The organism is Cyanobium usitatum str. Tous (assembly GCF_963920485.1).
Lineage (GTDB): Bacteria > Cyanobacteriota > Cyanobacteriia > PCC-6307 > Cyanobiaceae > Cyanobium_A > Cyanobium_A usitatum_A.
Genome location: NZ_OY986431.1, coordinates 1,998,319 through 2,019,447, shown reverse-complemented (window position 1 = coordinate 2,019,447; position 21,129 = coordinate 1,998,319). Strand labels below are relative to the sequence as shown.

At 63.7% G+C, this 21,129-nt stretch carries 15 protein-coding genes and 2 tRNA genes; 6 read left to right on the top strand and 11 right to left on the bottom strand.

Features of this window, described 5'->3' with window-relative positions:
• The first annotated feature begins 98 nt into the window (after window positions 1-98).
• Window positions 99-4,697 carry a glutamate synthase-related protein gene (locus tag U9970_RS10995; RefSeq protein ID WP_322764236.1) on the top strand — a complete coding sequence of 1,533 codons (4,599 nt, stop codon included), beginning with the start codon at window positions 99-101 and terminating at the stop codon, window positions 4,695-4,697.
• Here U9970_RS10995 and lipA read toward each other — a convergent pair.
• Entirely contained in the window at window positions 4,694-5,563 is an 870-nt protein-coding gene (gene lipA / locus U9970_RS10990; protein WP_322764235.1) for a lipoyl synthase, read from the bottom strand. The genes U9970_RS10995 and lipA overlap by 4 nt on opposite strands.
• Before the next feature lie 107 nt (window positions 5,564-5,670).
• Between lipA and U9970_RS10985 the strand changes: the two genes are divergently transcribed.
• A tRNA-Pro gene (locus tag U9970_RS10985) sits at window positions 5,671-5,744 on the top strand.
• Between the two features lie 5 nt (window positions 5,745-5,749).
• Here U9970_RS10985 and cobJ read toward each other — a convergent pair.
• Both cobJ and U9970_RS10975 read right to left on the bottom strand, forming a co-directional pair.
• Window positions 5,750-7,573 carry a precorrin-3B C(17)-methyltransferase gene (gene cobJ / locus U9970_RS10980; protein ID WP_322764234.1) on the bottom strand — a complete coding sequence of 608 codons (1,824 nt, stop codon included), beginning with the start codon at window positions 7,571-7,573 and terminating at the stop codon, window positions 5,750-5,752.
• Complete coding sequence (locus U9970_RS10975; protein WP_322764233.1) at window positions 7,570-8,943, bottom strand: hypothetical protein; 1,374 nt, start codon at window positions 8,941-8,943, stop codon at window positions 7,570-7,572. The genes cobJ and U9970_RS10975 overlap by 4 nt, the downstream gene beginning before the upstream one ends.
• Window positions 8,944-9,377: 434 nt before the next feature.
• On the opposite strand from U9970_RS10975, the gene psaA reads away from it, so the two are divergent.
• Window positions 9,378-11,681, top strand: coding sequence for a photosystem I core protein PsaA (psaA, locus tag U9970_RS10970; RefSeq protein ID WP_322764232.1), 2,304 nt, complete (start codon window positions 9,378-9,380; stop codon window positions 11,679-11,681).
• Between the two features lie 19 nt (window positions 11,682-11,700).
• Window positions 11,701-13,908, top strand: coding sequence for a photosystem I core protein PsaB (gene psaB / locus U9970_RS10965; RefSeq protein ID WP_322764231.1), 2,208 nt, complete (start codon window positions 11,701-11,703; stop codon window positions 13,906-13,908).
• 274 nt (window positions 13,909-14,182) lie between these two features.
• On the opposite strand, the gene U9970_RS10960 is transcribed toward psaB, so the two are convergent.
• The 4 genes from U9970_RS10960 to U9970_RS10945 form a co-directional block, all read right to left on the bottom strand.
• Entirely contained in the window at window positions 14,183-14,674 is a 492-nt protein-coding gene (locus U9970_RS10960; RefSeq protein WP_254937643.1) for a photosystem I reaction center subunit XI, read from the bottom strand.
• A gap of 46 nt (window positions 14,675-14,720) precedes the next feature.
• Entirely contained in the window at window positions 14,721-14,837 is a 117-nt protein-coding gene (locus U9970_RS10955) for a photosystem I reaction center subunit VIII (RefSeq protein WP_106632445.1), read from the bottom strand.
• 103 nt (window positions 14,838-14,940) lie between these two features.
• Entirely contained in the window at window positions 14,941-15,915 is a 975-nt protein-coding gene (locus tag U9970_RS10950) for a glycosyltransferase family 2 protein (RefSeq protein ID WP_322764230.1), read from the bottom strand.
• A gap of 26 nt (window positions 15,916-15,941) precedes the next feature.
• Window positions 15,942-16,709, bottom strand: coding sequence for a C40 family peptidase (locus U9970_RS10945; protein WP_322764229.1), 768 nt, complete (start codon window positions 16,707-16,709; stop codon window positions 15,942-15,944).
• Window positions 16,710-16,750: 41 nt separating this feature from the next.
• On the opposite strand from U9970_RS10945, the gene U9970_RS10940 reads away from it, so the two are divergent.
• Window positions 16,751-17,698 (top strand): serine hydrolase, encoded by a 948-nt coding sequence (locus U9970_RS10940; RefSeq protein WP_322764228.1) that lies wholly within the window; start codon window positions 16,751-16,753, stop codon window positions 17,696-17,698.
• Window positions 17,699-17,715: 17 nt separating this feature from the next.
• Here the strand turns inward: U9970_RS10940 and U9970_RS10935 are convergent.
• A tRNA-Ser gene (locus U9970_RS10935) sits at window positions 17,716-17,804 on the bottom strand.
• An 18-nt stretch (window positions 17,805-17,822) separates the two neighbouring features.
• Window positions 17,823-19,040: an alanine racemase gene (gene alr / locus U9970_RS10930; protein WP_322764227.1), complete on the bottom strand. Its 1,218-nt coding sequence runs from the start codon at window positions 19,038-19,040 to the stop codon at window positions 17,823-17,825.
• A 50-nt stretch (window positions 19,041-19,090) separates the two neighbouring features.
• On the opposite strand from alr, the gene U9970_RS10925 reads away from it, so the two are divergent.
• Window positions 19,091-19,591, top strand: a complete 501-nt coding sequence (locus U9970_RS10925; RefSeq protein ID WP_255023836.1) for an HNH endonuclease — start codon at window positions 19,091-19,093, stop codon at window positions 19,589-19,591.
• A gap of 6 nt (window positions 19,592-19,597) precedes the next feature.
• Here U9970_RS10925 and prfA read toward each other — a convergent pair whose 3' ends face one another.
• Window positions 19,598-20,695 (bottom strand): peptide chain release factor 1, encoded by a 1,098-nt coding sequence (prfA, locus tag U9970_RS10920; RefSeq protein WP_254937675.1) that lies wholly within the window; start codon window positions 20,693-20,695, stop codon window positions 19,598-19,600.
• 94 nt (window positions 20,696-20,789) lie between these two features.
• Window positions 20,790-21,104, bottom strand: coding sequence for a 50S ribosomal protein L31 (rpmE, locus tag U9970_RS10915; RefSeq protein ID WP_322764226.1), 315 nt, complete (start codon window positions 21,102-21,104; stop codon window positions 20,790-20,792).
• Window positions 21,105-21,129: the final 25 nt, after the last annotated feature.

Genomic DNA, 21,129 nt, shown 5'->3' with positions numbered 1-21,129 from the left:
GGATGTGCATCCCTAGGATCAGCAGCTCTGCTGTTGCCAGCACCTATTGGTGTTAGCGGCGCTGCCCTGACAGATCACCTGCCGGACCGTCTCGGGTTATGCCTCACTTCTCTCGCCCTGTTTGGCCCCATTGCGATAGCGCTGCTCCGGCCGCGGTCGCTGGCGAAAAGGACGCCTGTGGTGTGGGCTTTCTGGCAAATCTTCAGGGCGAAGCCAGCCACTGGGTGCTGCAGCAGGCCCTGCGCGGCCTCGACTGCATGGAACACCGCGGTGGTTGCGGTGGCGATGGTGATTCCGGCGATGGGGCCGGGGTGCTCTGCGGCATCCCCTGGAGCTATCTAGAAGAGGTATGGCCCGAGGCGGCGGCAGCCAAGGGAGCGGCTCGCGGGCTGGGCATGGTTTTCCTGCCAGCCGATGCTGCAAAGCGCGAGCAGGCAAAACTTTTTTGTGATGATGAGGCCGCCAAGCTGGGGCTGGTCAGTCTGGGTTGGCGTGCAGTCCCTCTGGATGCATCTGTTCTCGGCCCCCTGGCCCGCCAGACCGCTCCGGCCATTGAGCAGTGGCTGCTTGCCGCTGACCAAGCCGGTGATGACCTGGAAGCGCTGCTGTTTCGGCTGCGCCGCCGTTGCGGCGATCGGGCCCGCGCCGTTTGGGGGCCAGGGCCAGGTGAGCTCTATTTCGCCTCCCTGAGCAGCCGAACTGTTGTCTACAAGGGCATGGTGCGTTCAGCGGTGCTGTCTGCTTTCTATGGCGACCTGCGCGATGCACGCTTTGCCGTGAGCTTTGCGGTGTACCACCGCCGTTTCAGTACCAACACCCTGCCCCGCTGGCCCCTGGCCCAGCCCATGCGGCTGCTCGGTCACAACGGCGAGATCAACACCTTGTTGGGCAACCTCAACTGGGCAAGGGCTTCGGAAGCCAATCTCGATGCGGTATGGGGGGAGGCGGCTGCAGAACTGAAGCCAGTGGTGAACCCCGCCTTCAGCGATTCCGCCAACCTCGACGCCACCCTTGAACTGCTGGTGCGCAGCGGCAGGCCGATCACCGAGAGCCTGCTCACCCTGGTGCCAGAAGCTTTCCGCGACCAGCCCGAGCTGGCAGATAAGCCCGATATCCAGTCTTTTTACGAGTATTCCGCCTGCACCCAGGAGCCCTGGGATGGTCCGGCCCTGCTGGTGTTCGCCGATGGTCGCTGCGTGGGAGCGACCCTGGATCGCAACGGCCTGCGCCCAGCCCGCTACTGCATTACCAGCGATGGTTTCGTGGTGATGGGCTCAGAAACCGGTGTGGTCGAGCTTGAGGAGAGCCGCATCATCGAAAAGGGTCGCCTCGGCCCTGGCCAGATGCTGGCAGTGGATCTGGAGCAGGGCCGCCTGCTACGCAATTGGGAGGTGAAGGCCGAGGTGGCCGCCCGCCATCCCTACGGTGACTGGCTGGCGCAGCATCGCCGCAACCTTGTCCCCCAGCCCTGGACCCAGGAGCGTCAGCTGGGAGATCTGGAGCTGCTGCAACAGCAAACGGCCTTTGGCTTCACCGCCGAAGACTTCGAGCTGGTGATCGAGGACATGGCCGGCGCGGCCAAGGAGCCCACCTACTGCATGGGCGATGACATCCCCCTGGCGGTGCTCTCAGACAAGCCCCACCTCCTCTACGACTACTTCAAGCAGCGCTTCGCCCAAGTCACCAACCCGCCGATCGATCCGCTGCGGGAAAAGCTGGTGATGAGCCTGGAGATGCACCTGGGCAAGCGGGGCTCGCCGCTGCGCCCCGAAGCTGCCTCGGCGGCGGTGCTGCACCTGGCCAGCCCGATCCTCAATGAGGCGGAGCTGGCGGCGGTGAGCCAGCAGGGCCTGCTCACCACCACCCTTTCCACGCTGATGGCCGTCACCGACGGGCCCGGAGGTCTCGAGGTTGCGGTGCAGCGCCTGCGCAGCGCTGCCGAGGCGGCCGTGCGCGCCGGCAGCCAGATCCTGGTGCTCAGCGATCGGGGCGGCGAGGCTGGTGGGATCAATGCCACCACGGCCACCATTCCACCGCTGCTGGCCGTCGGCGCGGTGCATCACCACCTGCTCAACCTGGGCTTGCGGCTGCAGGCTTCCCTGGTGGTGGAAACGGCCCAGTGCTGGAGCACTCACCACCTGGCCTGCCTGATCGGTTATGGCGCCAGTGCCGTTTGCCCCTGGCTCACCTGGGAAACCAGCCGCCACTGGCTAGCCCACCCCCGGGTGCAGAAGCTGATCGAAACCGGCAAGCTGCCGGCGCTCAGCCCCGATCAGGTGCAGGCAAATGTGCGCAAGGCCCTAGAAGACGGCCTGCGCAAGATCCTCTCCAAGATAGGCATCTCCCTGCTGGCCAGCTATCACGGCGCCCAGATCTTCGAAGCCATCGGCCTTGGCGCCGATCTGATCCAGCTTGCCTTCAGTGGCACCACCAGCCGGGTGGCTGGCCTGAGCTTGGGCGAGCTGGCCAGCGAAACCCTCAGCTTCCATGCCAAGGCCTTCCCCGAGCTCAACCGCACCAAGCTCGAGTTCATGGGCTTCGTGCAATACCGCACTGGCGGCGAGTATCACCTCAATAGCCCGGAGATGGCTAAAGCCCTGCATGCCGCCGTCAAGGCGGGCCCCGGCTACGACCACTTCTCCACCTACAAAACCCTGCTGGAGCACCGGCCAGTCACGGCCCTGCGGGACCTGCTGGAACTCAAGCCCGCTCCCGCCCCACTGCCGATCGAGCAGGTGGAGAGCGTGGAGAGCATCTGCAGCCGCTTTTGCACCGGAGGCATGAGCCTCGGTGCCCTTTCGCGCGAGGCCCACGAGGTGTTAGCCATCGCCATGAACCGCATCGGCGGCAAGAGCAATAGCGGTGAGGGCGGTGAAGATCCGGCCCGCTTCGGGCTGCTCAGCGATGTGGACGGCGACGGTCATTCGCCGACCCTGCCCAGCCTCAATGGCCTGCGCAACGGTGATACCGCCTGCTCCGCCATCAAGCAGATCGCCTCAGGGCGCTTCGGTGTGACCCCCGAATATCTGCGCAGTGGCCGCCAGCTGGAGATCAAGGTGGCCCAGGGGGCTAAGCCGGGGGAGGGAGGCCAGCTGCCCGGTCCGAAGGTCGACCCCTACATCGCCTGGCTGCGCAACAGCAAGGCCGGCGTGGCGCTGATTTCGCCGCCTCCCCACCACGACATCTATTCGATCGAGGATTTAGCCCAGCTGATCCACGACCTGCACCAGGTGCACCCCGCCGCCAAGGTGAGCGTGAAGCTGGTGGCGGAAATCGGCATCGGCACCATCGCCGCCGGTGTGGCCAAGGCCAACGCCGATGTGATTCAGATCTCCGGCCACGACGGCGGCACGGGCGCTTCACCGCTCAGCTCGATCAAACATGCCGGCAGTCCCTGGGAGCTGGGCCTCACTGAGGTGCACCGGTCCCTGCTCGAGAACGGCCTGCGCGATCGGGTGCTGCTGCGGGCCGATGGCGGCCTCAAAACCGGCTGGGACGTGATCATCGCCGCCCTGCTGGGCGCTGAGGAATACGGCTTCGGCTCGGTGGCGATGATCGCCGAGGGCTGCATCATGGCCCGCGTTTGCCACACCAATAACTGCCCGGTGGGGGTGGCTACCCAGAAGGAGAACCTGCGCAAGCGCTTCCCCGGCGTGCCCGAGCACGTGGTGAACTTCTTCCTGTTTGTGGCCGAGGAGGTGCGCCAGCTGCTGAGCGTGCTCGGTGTTGCCCGTCTCGAGGATCTGATCGGTCGCAGTGAGCTGCTGCAGCCCCGCGCCGTGGCCCTGGCCAAAACCCAGGCCCTCGATCTCTCCTGTCTGATCGATCCAATCCCAGCCGCCTCCGATCGCGCCTGGCTGCAGCACGACGCCCAGGCCCATGGCAATGGCCCGATCCTGGAAGACCAGCTGCTTGCCGATGCCGAGGTGATGGCCGCGATTGAGGGCCACGGCCGCGTGGCCCGCACCCTGGCGATCGTGAACACCGACCGCAGCGTGGGCGCCCGCCTCTCCGGCGAGATCGCCGCCCGCCATGGCAACACCGGCTTCGGTGGCCAGCTTGACCTCACCTACGAAGGGGCCGCCGGCCAGAGCTTCGGGGCCTTCGTGCTCCAGGGCATGAACGTGCGCCTGGTGGGTGAGGCCAACGACTACGTGGGCAAGGGCCTTAATGGCGGACGCCTCACCGTGGTGCCCCCTGCCGGCGTCAACGACCCTGGTAACCAGGTGATCCTGGGCAACACCTGTCTTTATGGCGCCACCGGTGGAGAGCTGTTTGCCCTAGGCCGCGCCGGTGAGCGCTTTGGCGTGCGCAACAGCGGGGCCAAAACCGTGGTGGAGGGCGCCGGCGATCACTGCTGCGAATACATGACCGGTGGGGTGGTAGTGGTGCTGGGCAGCACCGGTCGCAATGTGGCCGCCGGCATGACCGGTGGTGTGGCCTTCATCCTTGACGAGAGCGGCGGCTTGGCGGAGCGGGTAAACCCTGAAATTGTGGCCATTTGCGAGCTCACAACCCCAGAGCAGGATGCCCTGCTCAAGCCGCTGCTGGAGGCGCACCTCCAGGCCACCGGCAGCGCCAAGGCGGCTGAAATCCTGGCCGATTGGGATGGCTGGAGGGGCCGTTTCAAGCTGCTGGTGCCCCCCAGCGAGAAGGCCAGCGTGGGTCTGGCGGAACGGCAGGCCGTGGCGGCTTAGCGCGGATACTCCCGAATCAGCCGCTGCACCTCGCCGGCGTGGTAACTGCTGCGGGTGAGCGGGCTGCTCACCACTTGCAGGAAGCCCAGCTCCTGCTCCCCCATGGCCCGGAAGGCCTGGAATTGCTCCGGGGTCACGAAGCGATCCACCGGCAGGTGTTTGGGGCCTGGCGAGAGGTACTGGCCGATTGTCACGATGTCCACCTGGTGGCTGCGTAGATCGGCCATTACCTCTTTCACCTCAACGTCGCTCTCCCCCAGTCCAGTCATCAGGCCTGATTTGGTGTAGGTGCGCGGCCAGCCGCTACGCACCCGCTGCAGCAGCTCCAGGGAGCGTTCGTAGATGCCCTGGGGCCTGGCTTTTTTGTAGAGCCTGGGCACGGTCTCGATGTTGTGGTTGAGCACCTCAGGGGCGCCTTCCATAACGGCGGCCAGGGCGTCCCAGTTGCCGCAGAAATCCGGGATCAGCAGCTCGATCGTGGTGAGTGGTGAGCGCTGGCGCACCTGCTCAATGCAGGCCACAAACTGTCTGGCGCCGCCATCGGCCAGGTCGTCGCGGTTGACCGAGGTGATCACCACGTGGCTCAGGCCCAGGCGCGCCACCGCTTCCCCCAGCCGTTCAGGTTCGCTGGGGTCGAGCTCCCGCACGCTCTTGTCGAAGTCGATGTCGCAGTAGGGGCAGGCGCGGGTGCAGCCGGGCCCCATGATCAAAAAGGTGGCCGTGCCGCCGGCAAAGCACTCGCCGATGTTGGGGCAGCTGGCTTCCTGGCAGACGGTGTTGAGCTTGAGATCTTGCAGCAGGTCTGCCACTTCGCCGATCCGCTCCCGCTGGGGGGCCTTGACGCGCAGCCAGTCGGGTTTGAGCAAGGCGCCAGTAGGGCCCCGGGGGGCCAGAAGAAGGGCTAGGTCCAACTTTAGGAAGCCAGCGGCAGGCCAAGGCCTACAGCCGAGTTGATCCCCTAAACTCGCCGCATCGGGATGTGGCGCAGCTTGGTAGCGCACTTCGTTCGGGACGAAGGGGCCGCAGGTTCGAATCCTGTCATCCCGATTTTTTCAGCTGAGCTCGGCTCCCGGGTAACCCCTGGGAGTCACCATGCATCCGTCTTTGGCGTAGCTGCTGCTATTGCCAATCAGCACCAGGGTCAGCATGTCCACTTGCTCCACCGGTAATTCGCCCAGGCTGTGCAGGCTGACGGCCTCATCGGCTCGCCCCAGTTGGCGGGCCAGGGCTACCGGTGTTGAGGCCGGCCGGCCCTCCAGCAGCAGCTCCCTGGCTCGGGCCAGTTGCCAGTCGCGGCCCAGGGAGCGGGGGTTGTAGAGGGCTACTACAAAGTCTCCCGCAGCCGCTGCTTGCAGCCGCTTTTCGATCACTCCCCAAGGGGTGAGTCGGTCGCTGAGGCTGATGGTGCAGAAATCGTGCATCAAGGGAGCTCCGGCCCTGGCAGCGGCGAGTTGCAGGGCCGAGATGCCCGGATGCACGCTGAAGCTGGGCCGGCCATCGGCTGGGCTGGCCAGCCAAAGCTCCAGGGCCAGGCCGGCCATGGCGTAGATGCCGCTGTCGCCAGAGGAGACCAGGGCCACATTCAGCCCCTGGCTCGCCAGCTCCAGGGCCAGGGCGCAGCGGGCCCGCTCCTCGGTGAGTTGGCCGTTCCAGCGCAGCTGATCAGTTCGCCGCAGCGGTTCAAGCAGGTCGAGGTAGAGGCCGTACCCCACCCACACCGTGGCTTCCGATAGGGCGCGGCGGGCATCCGCAGTAAGCAGCTCCAGGCTGCCTGGGCCACTGCCCACCAGGTGCAGCTGGCCCCGCTCGGGAGCCCATTGACTCTCGGCCAGCGCTAGCGCCAGGGTAGCTGCCCCGAGCTCGCCTGGGTTGGCATGCTCGATGCGCTTGGTTTGCAGCAATTGGGCTGCGGGGCCAGCTGCCAGCAGGGCTGCGGCCTCGGCCACGCTTGCGGTGCCCATCTCCTGGGCCACGGCCGCCGATGGGGTGGGTACTGGTACTGCCGCTAGGGAATCGGCCCCAAACCAGCGCACTGGCCAGCCTCTTTTAGCTGCCAGAGCAAGCAGGGCCGGCTCATCGGCCTTGCGGTCGACGCTCGCCAAACCAGCTACGGATTCAGGTGCCAATTGCTGGTCGCCCAGGGTCTGTTCCAGCAAGCGCTCTAGCAGGCTCAGGCTGGTGTTGCGTTCACAGCCCATACCAAGCCAAAGGCTCGGCGGATGCCAGCGGCAGCCAGCGCCGGTGTGGATATCTACGACCAGATCCGCCTCTGGGTTCTCGCCAGAGCCACCAGCGCGCTCTAGCAGGCAGGTTGCGGCCTCGAGCTCCAGCCAGCGGCGGCTGCCGTGGTGAGCTTCCAGCCGCAGCGGTTGATCCACATGGGTTGCCTTACGCATCAGAGCGCTCCAATCGCCCTTTCCCCGCTGCCAACCCCAGTCTTTGCCGAAGCTGTCGAGGCTTAGTAACCCTGCTGCAGCCGTTGCCCCGGTGAGCACGGCCTGGCCGCCCAGGCAGGCGGCAATCTGGTGGCTCAGTCGCTCGGCCCCGGCCGCGTGCCCGCCTAGCAGGGGAATGGCGAACCGACCCTGGGGATCCACCACCACCACGGCGGGATCGCGCTCTTTATTCACGAGCAGCGGCGCAATCAGCCTGGTCACAAGGCCACAGGCACCAACGACTACAAAGCCGCTGGCCGTTGACCACTGTTCAACTAAGCAGTCTCCTGCGGCGATCTGGTCGTCAGGCCCCGCCTGGGAGTCGATCAGGCCGGACTGAAGGAGCTGGTTCAGCACCGGGGTGCTGGCAGGGCTGAAGCCCAGTCCCCAGCGGCGGGCGCGCGGCGCGTCCTGCTCGGGGCGGTTGTTTGGTGAAGTCACGTTCCTAGCTTCTGACGCAGCCCGGCCAGGGGGCCCGGCGCCTTGGGCTTGAGCAGGGAACCATCTGGATTCAGCTGGCTGCGTGCCGATCCTTCCAGGCTGGTGGAGGCGCTGAGCCGATCAGTGGGAGCCGTAGTAGGGGCGGACTCTGCTGGTGGGGCATCTTGCTGCGCAGGTTCGGCTAACTCAGCTTCAACAGCGGGCTCCAGCTCAGGCAGTTGTTCCGGGTCAGGTAGGGGCTCGGGTTCGGCTGGCGATTCTGGTTCCGGCGAAGATTCCGGTTCAAGTGGGGATTGGGGCTCGCTGGCCGGCGTCGGATTGATTTCTATTGCTTCTACTGGTGCCTCTGGAACTGGTTCAGCTTCTGGTTCAGGTTCTGGTTCTGGTTCTGGAGCCGCCGGAGTTGCAGGCTCCTCTCCCAGCAGCTGGGCTAACTCGCTGGCATCCAGGTGCCCCCGCTGCCAACTGGGCGTGGGCGAGGAACTATTAATCGTCACCTCGCTCACCAAGGTGTTGAAAGGGGGGTTAAGGGGGGCGCCGCGGCCATCAAGCAGCTCCATCAGCACGCTGTTGCTGCCGCTGTGCCAGCCCTTGAGCCATAGAGGCGAGTTCTGATCCACCAAAAAACTGTCCCCGTTGACCGTCACCCGCAGGCGCCAGCTGCCGTCGTTGTCGCGCAGGCCCTGAAGGGGAGCGTCTATTAACAGCCAGTCGAGCAGCACCGGTTCGCGACCGGCCAGATCTGCTGTGCCTACGCCGATCAACTGGGGTGTGCCCAGCTGGGGAGTGGCCAGGGGATTGGCAGCCACCCGGTTTACCCGCACCTGGTCCCAGGCTCCTGGACTTTTCACCACTTCCCCCCAGGGTTTGGCCGCATAGGCGGTAAGGCGATGGCTGCCCGGGCCCAGGGGCGGTAGTTCGGCGTCCAGACGAGTTGGGAATTGCCCAGAGCGTGAGGTGGTGAGGCGTTGGGGGGCTAGGTCGTCAACCTGCACCACGAGGTGAGGCCCCAGCCCGAGCACTCCCGCATCAACCAAGGGCCAATCACGAACCTGCACTTGCAACTTGACCGGCCCGGCTGGCAGATCGCTGCCATCTCGCGGGATCTGGATCGATACCTGGGGCTGGCGCTCGGCCAGGGCCGCTTGAATTTGTTGTACGGCGGCAGGTGGCGCAACTTCCTGCAAGCGGCCACTGGGCCCCTGGACTGGAAGAGGTGCTGGGGCTGGGCCGCTGCTGCGGCTGGTGCCTACTTGATTGCAGCCTGCCAACAACATCAACGCTGCCACTAGCAGGACCGCTAGCAATCTCTGCCGCCATCGCAGGGGGCGAGACGGAAGAGCCGGATGGGTTGCGCTGCCTGCGCCCACGCTGGGTTGCTCAGCTTGTAGTGGATGCATTCTGCTGGCCGGTGCCACCCCGGGTAAACGGATGCGGCAGACGGCTGGCTTTGATGCTCTCTAAGTAATAAAAAACCGCCTGCAAGATGGCTGAAGTTGATGATTCTTTCTGTTCTGTAAAGCCCTGTGCTGGCCTGGGAAGCGCCGGGATTGAACCTTTGTAACTGCAAGCCAAAACCTCTCGGAAACGACCCCTATACTTCGGCGAGCGGTCCCCTAATTGGGGCCCAAAGCCCCAGTTGCGGCAAGTGGTTTCGCGTTTTCGCGGCCCCCCTTCCCGGCTGGTGCCCATGAACGCTTGGAGGTCTCGGCCGCCGGTCGTTCATGGGGCCCAACGGCAGGCTCTCCGGCCTGCTGCAGGGGTGGACCCACCACCTCGATCCCGTCCCTCGAGGAACGTCTCGATGACCATCAGCCCACCAGAGCGTGGGGAAAAGGCGAAGGCCATGGTCGACCGGAACCCAGTTCCGGCCACCTTCGAACTGTTCGGCAAGCCCGGCCATTTCGATCGCAGCCTTGCCAAAGGTCCCAAAACCACCACCTGGGTTTGGAACCTCCACGCCAATGCTCACGATTTCGACAGTCACACGAGTGACCTTGAAGAGGTCTCTCGCAAGATCTTTTCAGCTCACTTCGGCCATTTGGCCGTCATCTTCATCTGGCTGAGTGGCGCCTTCTTCCATGGAGCGCGCTTCTCCAACTACGCCGGTTGGTTGACCGATCCCCTGCACGTCAAGCCTTCGGCGCAGGTGGTGTGGCCCATTTTCGGCCAGGAAATTCTCAATGGAGACATGGGTGCCGGGTTCCACGGCATTCAGATCACCTCCGGCCTCTTCCATGTGTGGAGGGCCTGGGGCATCACCAATGAAACCCAGCTGATGGCTCTTGCCATCGGTGCGTTGGTGATGGCCGGCTTGATGCTCAATGCCGGCGTCTTCCACTACCACAAGGCGGCTCCCAAGCTCGAGTGGTTCCAGAACGTTGAGTCGATGCTCAACCACCATCTGGCCGGCCTGCTCGGTCTGGGATCTCTCTCCTGGACAGGACACCTGCTTCATGTGTCCCTGCCCACCAATGCGCTGATGGAGGCCATCGACGCCGGCCAGCCGCTGGCGCTCAATGGCAAAACCATCGCCACTTACGCCGACATTCCTCTGCCCCACGAGTTCCTGAACCAGGACGTGATCGCCCAGATATTCCCCGGTTTCGGGGCTGGCGTTTCAGCCTTCTTCACGGGCAACTGGGCCGCTTACAGCGATTTCCTCACCTTTAAAGGTGGGTTGAATCCTGTGACCGGCAGCCTCTGGATGACCGACATCGCCCATCACCACTTGGCTATCGCGGTGTTGTTCATCGTGGCTGGCCACATGTATCGCACCAACTGGGGCATTGGTCACAGCATCAAGGAGATTCTCCAGGGCCAGAAGGGTGATCCCCTGCTGTTCCCCGCTCCCAATGGTCATGACGGACTCTTCGAGTTCATGACCACCAGCTGGCACGCCCAACTGGCTGTGAACCTGGCGATGCTCGGCTCGCTGAGCATCATCGTGGCCCAGCACATGTATGCGATGCCTCCCTATCCCTATATCGGGATTGATTACCCCACCCAGCTGTCGATCTTCACCCACCACATGTGGATCGGTGGTTTCTTAGTTGTGGGTGCTGGTGCGCACGCCGCTATCGCGATGATTCGCGATTACGACCCCGCCAAGCACGTCGATAACGTGCTGGACCGGGTACTTAAAGCTCGTGATGCCCTGATCAGCCACCTCAACTGGGTGTGCATCTGGCTTGGCTTCCACAGCTTTGGCCTATACATCCACAACGACACGATGCGTGCCTTGGGGCGTCCCCAAGACATGTTCAGCGACTCCGCCATTGCCCTGAAGCCTGTCTTCGCGCAGTGGATTCAGGGTCTGCACGCTGCCGCTGCAGGTAGCACTGCGCCCAACGCCCTCGCGGGTGTGAGCGAAGTGTTCAACGGCACCGTTGTAGCGGTGGGCGGCAAGGTGGCTGCCGGTCCGATTCCTTTGGGAACGGCCGACTTCATGGTCCACCACATCCACGCCTTCACGATCCACGTCACCGTGCTGATCCTGCTGAAGGGTGTGTTGTATGCGCGTAGCTCCCGCCTCGTTCCTGACAAGGCGAATCTGGGCTTCCGCTTCCCCTGCGACGGGCCTGGCCGTGGTGGTACCTGCCAGGTGTCGGCTTGGGACCACGTGTTCCTTGGCCTGTTCTGGATGTACAACTCCCTGTCGATCGTAATTTTCCACTTCTCCTGGAAGATGCAGAGCGACGTGTGGGGCACCGTCAACGCTGATGGCAGCGTCCAGCACATCACCAACGGCAACTTTGCCCAAAGCGCCATCACCATTAATGGTTGGCTGCGGGACTTCCTCTGGGCCCAAGCCGCACAGGTGATCAACAGCTACGGCTCGAGTTCCAGTGCTTATGGCTTGATGTTCCTTGGAGCCCACTTCATCTGGGCCTTCAGCCTGATGTTCCTGTTCAGTGGCCGCGGCTACTGGCAAGAGCTGATCGAGTCCATCGTCTGGGCTCACAACAAGCTGAGGGTTGCACCCGCCATCCAACCGCGGGCGCTTTCCATTACCCAGGGCCGTGCTGTCGGTGTCGCTCACTATTTGCTGGGCGGTATTGCAACAACCTGGGCATTCTTCCTGGCCCGCATCGTCGCGGTCGGCTGACCTTTTCTGACCTCTCCCAATGGCAACGAAATTTCCTTCGTTCAGCCAGGGTCTGGCACAGGACCCGACAACCCGCCGGATTTGGTACGGCATTGCCACGGCTCACGATTTCGAGAGCCACGACGGCATGACCGAGGAGCGGCTTTACCAAAAGCTGTTCTCCACCCATTTCGGTCACCTGGCCATCATTGGCCTCTGGGTTTCGGGCAACCTGTTCCATATCGCCTGGCAGGGCAACTTTGAGCAGTGGGTCGCCGATCCTCTGCATGTACGTCCCATCGCTCACGCGATCTGGGATCCCCACTTTGGCCAGGGAGCTATCGCCGCCTTCACCCAGGCTGGTGCTACCTCCCCTGTGAACATTGCTTATTCGGGTCTGTACCACTGGTGGTACACGATCGGGATGACCACCAACGCTGAGCTTTATCAGGGTTCCATCTTCATGATGATCCTGTCTGCTTGGGCGCTGTTCGCAGGCTGGCTCCACCTTCAGCCCAAGTTCCGGCCTTCCCTGGCCTGGTTCAAGAATGCTGAATCCCGCCTAAACCACCACCTGGCGGTTCTGTTTGGTTTCAGCTCGATTGCTTGGACCGGTCACCTGGTTCACGTGGCTATCCCTGAGGCCCGTGGTCAGCACGTTGGGTGGGACAACTTCCTCTCCGTGCTGCCTCACCCCGCTGGTTTGGCTCCGTTCTTCACAGGCAACTGGGGCGTGTACGCCCAGAACCCCGACACCGTCTATCAACAGTTCGGTACTGCTGAAGGTTCTGGCACCGCAATCCTTACCTTCCTGGGTGGCTTCCACCCCCAAACGGAAGCTCTTTGGCTCACGGATATTGCCCACCACCACCTGGCGATCGGTTGCATCTTTGTGATCGCTGGCCACATGTACCGGACAAACTTCGGTATCGGCCACTCGATTCGCGAGATTCTGGAAGCCCACAACCCGCCCAAGGGCACCCCTGGTGACCTCGGCGCTGGCCACAAGGGCCTCTACGACACGATCAACAACTCGCTCCACTTCCAGCTTGGTCTGGCCTTGGCAGCTCTGGGTGTGGCCACCAGCCTGGTGGCCCAGCACATGTATGCGATGCCGTCCTACGCGTTTATCGCTAAGGACTACACAACGCAGGCTGCGCTTTATACCCACCACCAGTACATCGCCATCTTCCTGATGTGCGGTGCGTTCGCCCACGGTGCGATCTTCTTCATCCGCGACTACGACCCGGAAGCCAACAAAGACAACGTGTTGGCCCGGATGCTCGAGCACAAGGAAGCCCTAATCAGCCACCTGAGCTGGGTCTCCCTGTTCCTTGGCTTCCACACCCTGGGTCTCTACGTCCACAACGATGTGGTCGTGGCCTTTGGTACTCCCGAGAAGCAGATCTTGGTGGAGCCCGTCTTTGCCCAATTCGTCCAGGCCGCTTCCGGCAAGGCGATGTACGGCATGGATGTGCTGCTATCAAATTCCGCATCCGCAGCTAGCACCGCCAGTGCGGTTTATCTGCCCGGTTGGATCGACGCCATCAATGGTGGCAACGACCTCTTCCTGCAGATCGGTCCTGGTGACTTCCTTGTTCACCACGCCATTGCGCTTGGTCTGCACACCACGACTCTGATCCTGGTGAAGGGTGCCCTGGATGCCCGGGGTTCCAAGCTGATGCCTGACAAAAAGGACTTCGGCTATTCCTTCCCCTGCGACGGCCCCGGCCGTGGTGGTACCTGCGATATCAGTGCCTGGGACTCTTTCTATCTGAGTGTCTTCTGGGCCCTGAATACCGTCGGTTGGGTCACCTTCTACTGGCACTGGAAGCACCTCGCCATTTGGCAGGGCAACGTGGCTCAGTTCAACGAATCCAGCACCTATCTAATGGGTTGGTTCCGCGACTACCTGTGGCTTAACTCCTCCCAGCTGATCAACGGTTACAACCCGTTTGGCAGCAACAACCTGGCCGTCTGGTCTTGGATGTTCCTCTTCGGTCACCTGGTTTGGGCCACCGGTTTCATGTTCCTGATCTCTTGGCGCGGCTACTGGCAGGAACTGATCGAGACCATCGTCTGGGCTCATCAGCGCACCCCGCTCGCCAACCTCGTTGGCTGGCGCGATAAGCCTGTCGCTCTTTCGATCGTCCAGGCTCGTGTTGTGGGTCTTGCTCACTTCACGATTGGCTACATACTCACGTATGCAGCCTTCCTGATTGCTTCTACCTCGGGCAAGTTCGGCTAATCTCTGCCTACTTGTTCCCTCGAGGGACGAATTAACCCCGGCGCAAGCTGGGGTTTTTTATTGCCCATTAGTAGTTGTTTATCTTGCCCATCATCACTGCCTACCATTGCCCAGCACCGGCTCTTTCCCCCTAGGGCATTAGCGCTGCTCCCGAGAGCTTGGCTCGTGGCCCAGCAGGCATTGGCTATCTGAGCTGCCCTTTGGGGCATATCAAGCCAATAAAAAAGCCCCGCCTGGGCGGAGCTTGAAGGGGGTTTGGAAAACCGCTTGAGATTTAGTTGACGCTCCAGACGCCGCCGGCGATGTTGACCAGTGGGGCAACGATCGCGGTGCCGGCCAGGAACCAGGCAAAGGCGGCGCCACCGCAGCCACCCAGCCAGAAACCACTGGCAAATTCTGCCCAGCCAGCCTTGGTGAACAGGTCTGCGGGCGGGTTGTCGATGGTGGCGTCAGCCGGCTGGATGTTGGGTCCGTTGCCAGCGGTGCCGTAGATCGAGAGACATACGGTCAAGATCGACACCAGTCCAATGCTGGCGAGTAAACCAGCGGTGCTGGCGTACTCGGTGAGCCGCAGGGGCCCACAGACGGCGAAGGGTCCGTAAAGAAAGAAGCCATGGGCCATGCCCACTTCCAAACCACGACGGTTCGGAGATAGGGAGGGGCGGTAGGCGGGCAGGGCGTTTATGAAGGCCCGGCTGAAATAGCTGCTGTTGACGGGGGTTGCCAGATTGCCGACGCAGGGGTCGGCCACGGGGGTCACGGTCATGGTGGCGGGGGTAGGCGGTGAGGCTGAGCGACGGCTTGGGTCGGGCTCAGTCGCGGGCTTCGATTACGTTGAAAAGCAGGGCCATGGCCACGGCTGGGCCGAGGATTCCAACAAGTGGGACTAACACCGAGGGCAACCAAGCGGCAGCAAATTCTCCAGTCATGGCGCGGGCCAATAGCAACCGTTAATACTGTACGAAGGCCTCCCGAGGCAGCCTGCGGGGCCGGCTAGGGCGACATAAAAATTCAATCCCCTTGCCCCGGCTCTCAGCCGCCGGATCCGCGCACGATGCCCCGCACCCGGTAGATAGGTCGTCCCTGACTTTCGTGGTACGTGCGCATCTGCAGTTCGGCCAGCAGGCCAAAGCAGAAGAGCTGCACCCCCGTCAGGAAGCTCAGTAGGGCCATCAGCAGCAGGGGGCGATCGCCGATGTCGGCGCCAAGCAGTAGTTTTTCGCCTACGAGCCAGAGTCCGATCAGCAGGCCTGCGCCCATGGCGGCCAGGCCGCCGAAGCCGAAGACGTGCATCGGCCTGGTTAGAAAGCGCTTCATGAACCAGACCGTCAGCAGGTCCATCAACACCCGGAAGGTGCGGTCGAGTCCGTATTTGCTCTCCCCATAACGACGGGGATGGTGGTTTACTTTCACCTCGCTGATCCGGGCACCTTCGATGAAGGCCAGGGCAGGCAGGAAGCGGTGTAGTTCGCCGTAGAGGTTGAGGTCACTCACCACCTCGCGCCGATAAGCCTTGAGGGAGCAGCCGTAGTCGTGGAGGCGCACCCCAGTTACCCGGGCAATCAGGCTGTTGGCGATGCGGCTGGGCAGCAGCCGTTGTATGGCCGCATCCTGGCGCTGGTGGCGCCAGCCGCTCACCAGGTCGAAGCCTTGCTCGAGCTCGGCCAGGAGTAGGGGGATATCAGCTGGGTCGTTCTGCAGATCGCCATCGAGGGTCACGATCACCGCCCCGCCGCTGGCGTCAAAGCCGGCCGCCATGGCCGCCGTCTGGCCGTAGTTGCGGCGCAGCAGCACGGCCACCAGCTCCGGAACCGTGGCGGCCAGCTGGCTGAGCACCTTCGCTGTGCCGTCCTTAGATCCGTCGTCTACAAGCACCAACTCAAAGCCCAGCTGCAGCGGTCGCAGTGCCGCCAGCAACTGCTCCACCAACTGGGGCAGGCTCTCCTCCTCGTTGTAGAGGGGCACCACTACGGAAAGCTCGGCTTGGCCTTCCCCCGTTTGCTGCATGTCTTTGTCAGCCCTTGGCATCGACCCTAGGTGGGTAGGGGACTGCCGTTATGGCTGTGCATTACCCGCCCCGCTCCCCGCAGTTCCAGTCGGTAGTGGCGCGCCACCGGGTCGGGATTTTGGGGCGCCAGGTTGTCGAGGCCGATGCCGTTGCGGCCGTGGGCGACGCCGGAGCTATGTAGATAGTGGCCCCCACCTAGGTGCAGCCCCACGTGGCTGCAGCGCTGGGGTGTGCCAAAAAAGATCAGGTCGCCAGGCTCCAGCAACTGCACCTGGCCAGGGCGCACCGCCACTGGCTGACAGAACCGCTCCTGTAGGTAGGCATCGCGCGGAATCCAGATGCCGGCGCTGGCATAGGCCCGCTGCACTAGCCCGGAGCAGTCGTAGTTGGGGCCCAGGCTGCCGCCCCAGAGGTAGGTGTTGGCTAGGCGCTGGGCGGCCTGCGCGAAGCTCAGCACCTGCTCAAGCCTGCGGGCAATGCTGCAGCGCTGCAGGAGTTGGGGCTGGGGCGGGGAGCAGGCCACTGCTCGCCCCAGCAGGGCATCGGGCTCAAGCCAGCCTGGGTAGCCATCGTCGAGCAGTCGTACCCGCAGGCGCATTCCTGGCCCTTTAGCTGCAGGACTTGTCAGGATTTGCAGGTGGCGGCCAGGCCAGGCCTGGCTGGCTAGCCCCTCACCGCGGGCCTGGCTGTAGAGGTCGGCGCTGCCAGTGAGCTGCCAGTTTGTGCCGGCGAGGAGCCATTCCGGCGCGGCTGGGGTGCCGGCAGCCAGCTGGGCAGGGTTGATGGTGTCCACTGTCAGCACAGCTAATCTCGCCAATACGTTGGCCGGCGGTGATGGCTTTTTACAGCCCCGATCCAGCCATGGCTCAGATCCTGGCCGATCTGGTGCGGGCTTTAGAGCTGGAGGGGCGGCCTGGTTTGGCCCAGCACATCTCCATTACCTGGCTCCGCTACGACCAGCCCTTGCTTGGCCGAGCTGCCGATCTCGATCCCGCTCAGTTCTGGGCCCAGCCGGTGCAGGGGGCGAGCTGGGCTGGGGATCGGCCCCGCTACCCAGCCAGCGTGGTGAAGCTGGTGTACCTGGTGGCGGCCGAGGCCTGGCGCCAGGCTGATTTGCTTGCGGATACGCCCGAGCTGCGGCGGGCCCTTTCAGACATGATCCGCGACTCCAGCAACGACGCCACCTCCCTGGTGGTGGATTTGTTGAGTGGCACCACCAGCGGCCCTGCTCTGCCCCCCGAGCGCATGGCCCACTGGCTGGAGCAGCGTCAGCTTGTGAATCGTTGGCTGAGCGAGCTTGGCTGGCCGGAGCTGCATGGCTGTAACGCTTGCCAGAAAACCTGGGGAGATGGTCCCTACGGGCGGGAGCGGGACTTCTACGGCAGTGAGCTTGAAAACCGCAATCGCCTCAGTACCGATGCGGTAGCCCGTCTGTTGCAGGCCGTGCTGGCGGCGGCCCTGGTCTCGCCACCGGCTTGTGCCCGGATGACAGCTCTGCTGGCGCGCAGCCTGGATCCGGCCCTGAGGCTTGCGGATCCAGAAAACCAGGTGGATGGCTTCATTGGTGAGGGTTTGCCTCTGGGCTCTCGCCTCTGGAGCAAGGCGGGCTGGATGAGCCAGGCCCGGCACGATGCTGCCTACGTGGAGCTGCCAGCTGAGGGCTCAATGCCAAAAGCGGCACCCTTCCTGCTGGTGATTTTTTCCGAGGGCCAAGCCTGCGCCCAAGATCCCAAGCTCCTAGCCGAGATAGCTAGCCGGCTGGCTGCAGCCAGCCGTAACTAAGCATCCGGACTTATCAACGGAGAGGGAGGGATTCGAACCCTCGACAAGAGTTGCCTCCTGTAACTCCTTAGCAGGGAGCCGCTTTCAACCACTCAGCCACCTCTCCAGGGGCTTGCTGACTTTATCAGTGAGCCCTATCGCCTGGGGCCTCCCAGGCGGCCTGGGCGGCGGTGAGTCGCGGCAGGCGGTGCTTAAAGCCGCAGAGGATTTCCCAGGGGATGGTCTGGCAGCGATCGCTCCAGTCGGTGGGGGTGATTTGTTCGCTTCCCTCCTGGCCTAGCAGGGTCACCACCGACCCCACCTCCAGTTCCGGGCAGTCGGTGGCATCGAGCACCAGTTGGTCCATGGTGATGGCTCCCACTTGGGCCAGACGTTGGCCTGCAAACAGCACTTCCAGCTGGTTGGAGAGCTGGCGGGGCACTCCATCGGCGTAGCCAATGCCAACAACGGCCAGACGGCTGGGGCGGCTGGTGCGGAAGCGATGGCCGTAGCTCACCCCCACCCCGCTGCCCACCTCGCGAATCAGGCTGACGCGGGCGTGCAGGGTCATCGCTCCCTGCAGGGGTGTGACAGACGCCAGGTGGGCTGCCGGGCTGTGGCCGTAAAGCGCCAGGCCGACTCGCACTAGGTCGTAGTGCAACCCTGGGCTGCGCAGGGTGCCGGCCGAGTTGGCCAGGTGGCTGATGCCAGCCTGCAGGCGCTGCTGCTCTAGGGCCTGAAGCACCGTCTCGAACAGTCGCTGCTGTTGATCGGTGAGCCCGTCATCGGCGTCCGCTGATGCATCGGCACTAGCGAGATGGGAATAGAGACCGGCCAACTGCACGGCTTCCAGTTCCGTGATCGCGGCCACGAGTCTGGGCCCCTCCTGCCAATCGGCCCCGAGCCGAGCCATGCCAGTGTCGAGTTTGAGCTGCAGAGCCATCGGGCGGCCTTGGCCGCTGGCGAGGTTTTGGCAGAGCAGGGCTTCGCGCATGCCGCTGATGGTTGGCATGAGCTGCCAGTGCAGACAGCTGCGCAGCTCCTCTACCTGGGTGAGGTTGCCGAGTACCAGGATTGGCGCTTCGATGCCGGCCCTGCGCAGCTCGATGCCTTCGCTCAGGGTGGCGACACCGCACTGACTGGCTCCACCAGCGAGGGCGGCCCGGGCCACGGGGATCGATCCATGGCCATAGCCGTCGGCCTTGACCACAGCCATCAGCTCGGTGCCATTGCCTATGCAGCGTTTCAGGCTGCGGGCGTTGGCACTTATGGCACCGGTATTCACCTCTACCCAGGCCCGTTGCCGAGCCAGGCTGGCCTCATGGGCCGGGGCACTCCAGCTGGTCTCGGTCGCTTGGGTCACGGATTACAGCGAAGATTGCCACTAGCATGCCGCCGATCACGGGTGCTGGCATGGGCCACGTTCTCGTTCTAAACGCGTCCTACGAGCCCCTCAACATCACCACCTGGCGTCGTGCGGTGGTGATGGTGCTGAAGGGGAAGGCGGAGGGGCTTGAGCATGACCCGGACCGCAGAATTCGCGAGGACACCCTGCTACCCACAGTGATCCGCCTGCGTCATTTCGTGCGGGTGCCCTATAAGCCGTTGCCCCTGACCCGCCGCAACCTGTTTCACCGCGATGGCCATCGCTGCCAGTACTGCGGTGCCAGCGCTGAGCAGCTCTCTGTCGACCATGTGGTGCCCCGCAGCCGCGGTGGCCTCGATACCTGGGAAAACGTCACCACAGCCTGTCTGCCCTGCAATGTCCGCAAGGGCAACCGCACGCCGCGGGAGGCGGCCATGCCCCTGCTGCGGCCACCCCATCGGCCCCTGGGCAGCTTCAGCTTTGAAGCCAGTCGCCAGATCTCCGCTGGTCAGCATGGTGAGTGGGCCAAATATGTGATTGGGTCCTGAGAACCCTCAGCTGGCTACCTGCTGGGCCAGCTCTTCGAGCTGGCGGCTCTGATCGGCGGCTATTGAGGCACTGATCAGGTCGTGGAGCTGGCCGTTGAGCACCGGCTCAAGCGCGAAGTTGCGGCCGAGGCGGTGGTCGGTGGTGCGGTTGTCTTTGAAGTTGTAGGTCCGGATTTTCTCGCTGCGGTCGCCGCTGCCTACCTGGGCCAGCCTGGTGGAACGCTCCTGGGCGTTGGCTTCTGCCAGCTGGCGCTCATAGAGCTTGGCCCGCAGGATTTCCATGGCGCGCTCGCGGTTCTGCAGCTGGGAGCGCTGCTGGGTGCAGAACACCCGAATGCCGGTGGGCTTGTGCAGCAGGTCTACGGCCGTTTCCACTTTGTTGACGTTTTGGCCGCCGGCGCCACCGGAGCGGGCGGTACTGATTTCGATATCGCCGGGTTCGATCTGAACCTCCACGGGATCGGCCTCCGGCATCACGGCGACCGTGGCGGTTGAGGTGTGCACCCGGCCCTGGGACTCGGTGGCCGGCACCCGTTGCACCCGATGCACGCCGGCCTCGAACTTCAGCTGGCTGAAAACCCCATCACCCTTGATGGCGAGGATTAGTTCTTTGTAGCCCCCCAGCTCGGCTTCGGAGGCGCTGACAGGTTCCACCCGCCAGCCCACCCCTTGGGCGTAGCGCTCATACATGCGGGCTAGATCGCCGGCCCAGATCGCCGCTTCATCGCCACCGGCGCCGGCGCGGATCTCCAGCATCACGCTGCGCTCATCGCGGGGGTCTCGGGGCAGCAGGGCCACCGTGAGCTTGTCGAGCAGGCTGGCCGTGGCTTCCGCCAGGGTTGCCAGCTCCTCGGTTACCAGCTCCTCCATGGCGAGGTCGCCCCGATGTTCTTTCAGCAGGGCGCGAGCTTCGCGTTCTTCCTGCTGCAGTTTCTGCAGGCTCAGGTGGTCTTGCACCAGGGGCTCGAGGCGAGCTCTCTCGCGGGCGATGGCCTGCATCTGGCTGGGATTAGCCGCCACGGCTGGATCTGCCAGCTGGCGTTCCAGGGTCTCGAAAGTGCGGCGGGCCGTCTCCAGGCGCTCATGCAGTAGGGAAGGATCCATCAGCGAGGTAGGAGGAGCCCGCATGGGCACCAGACAACACAAAGCCGGGTGCCCGTAAGCACCCGGCTGGGGGGTTCAATCAGGCCTGCAGAGATCAGGCTTCGGCCACAGCGGGGGCCTCGGTCTCAACTTGGCTTGCAGCTTCAGCCGAGGCCTCAACCTGGGGCTCCTGCTTGGCAGCGGCGTTGGAGAGGGAATCGGCTCCACCCATGCCGTACTTGCGCATAAAGCGGTCTACACGGCCCTCGGTGTCGAGGATCTTTTGGGTGCCGGTATAGAAGGGGTGGTTGCCACTCCACACATCGACGTGGAGTTCGGGGGAGGTGGAACCGGTGGTCATAACCACCTCTCCGTTGCAAATCACCTTGGCATCGGGATACCAGGTGGGATGAATTTCGGCCTTGGGCATGACGGGAAAGGGGCTGATGGCGGGG